Here is a 1,540-nt window from a genome sequence, read left to right on the forward strand (position 1 = left end):
TGCGTCCTCACCAATCGCGAGCGGTCCGGCCATGTCTACCTCCATCCTCTTCGCCAATCAGGGCCGCAGTGCTCCTGCAACTGCGGAAATGTCAGCCTGGGAAAGTGTTGCTACAGGAAGATTTCAGGCAAATTCGATACAATTGCAACAGTAACAGAGAACGGCTGGTCATTCGACACTAAATATCGTCGCAGTATTATAGCCGAAATGAACGACACTGGCTGTCCAATAACTGGATAAACACCAGCCGGACGGGCGACCCAAAGAAGTAAGAACATGGCCGACATGCAAATTACCGCGCCGGCCTGTTGATTCTGTCTGTGGATGAGACTGGATGCCGCAGCGACGCGGTGAAAGGGGACGCGGGTCGGCTTCCCTGGCACAGTTGTACGACAAACCGATTGTATCCTTCTCCTTCCCGGATTTTCCGGGCCCGGCGCGACGGCGGCGGTCCGCCATGCGCGCCTGTTCGCAGAGACGGAGCTGTCCATGGCTGTCGAACTGAACATCAATGGCCGGACCGAGCGCATCGACGCGCCGCCGGAGATGCCCCTGCTGTGGGCGCTGCGCGACGAGCTCGGGCTGGTCGGCACCAAATTCGGCTGCGGCGCCGGGCTGTGCGGCGCCTGCACCGTGCATCTCGACGGCGCCGCGGTGCGCGCCTGCCAGACCGCGATCGGCGATGTCGGCAGCGGCAAGATCGTCACCATCGAGGCGATCGGCGCGACGGATGTCGGCGCCCGGCTGCAGCAGGCCTGGCTGGCCTTCGACGTGATGCAATGCGGCTACTGCCAAGCCGGGCAGATCATGTCCGCCGCGGCGCTGCTGGCCACCACCCCGGCCCCCGGCGACGACGACATCGACTCCGCCATGGCCGGCAATCTCTGCCGCTGCGGCACCTATACCCGCATCCGCGCCGCCATCCACAAGGCGGCCGAACGGAAGGCGGCGGAAGGGAGTGCCGGCTGATGGGACATCTCCTTCCTGACGCCGCCCTGGGCCGGCGCGCCCTCCTCAAGGTCTCGCTGCTGGTCGGCGGCGGCCTGCTGATCGACGCCACCCTGCCCTTCCCGGCGACGGCGGCCGGCGGGGGTGCCGGCACGCTCGGCGCCTTCATCGCCATCGCGCCGGACGGGCGGGTGACGATCACCGGCAAGAATCCGGAGATCGGGCAGGGCATCAAGACGTCGCTGCCGATGATCATCGCCGACGAGCTGGACGTCGACTGGGACCAGGTCACGGTCACCCAGGCGATGGTGAACGAGGCCGCCTACGGCCCGCAGACGGCTGGCGGCAGCCGGGCGACGCCGACCAACTGGATGCCGCTGCGCCAGGTCGGCGCCGCGGCGCGGGCGCTGCTGGTCGAGGCCGCGGCCCGGCGCTGGGGCGTGACGACCGACAGCGTCACCACCCGCTCCGGCCGGCTGCTGCACGAGGCCAGCGGGCGCAGCCTCGGTTACGGCGAGGTGGCGGCCGAGGCCGCGGCGCTGCCGATGCCGGATCCGGGCACGGTCCGGCTGAAGGACCCGGCGGAGTTCCG

General features: G+C 67.9%; 2 protein-coding genes. Both read left to right on the plus strand.

All coding sequences use genetic code 11. From position 1 onward, the window contains the following. Nucleotides 1–489: 489 nt before the first annotated feature. Complete coding sequence (locus FFK22_RS41710) at nucleotides 490–969, plus strand: (2Fe-2S)-binding protein (RefSeq protein ID WP_138885785.1); 480 nt, start codon at nucleotides 490–492, stop codon at nucleotides 967–969. Continuing rightward, on the plus strand, nucleotides 969–1,540 hold a 572-nt coding region (locus FFK22_RS41715), incomplete at its 3' end, for a molybdopterin cofactor-binding domain-containing protein (RefSeq protein ID WP_143956996.1). The genes FFK22_RS41710 and FFK22_RS41715, both read left to right, overlap by 1 nt.

Origin of the sequence: Mycobacterium sp. KBS0706 (assembly GCF_005938675.2) — a bacterium.
Lineage (GTDB): Bacteria > Pseudomonadota > Alphaproteobacteria > DSM-16000 > Inquilinaceae > Inquilinus.

Excerpts from the sequence above, each read along its gene's own strand:
- FFK22_RS41710 (WP_138885785.1), top strand. The coding sequence starts at position 490 with ATGGCTGTCGAACTGAACATCAATGGCCGGACCGAGCGCATCGACGCG.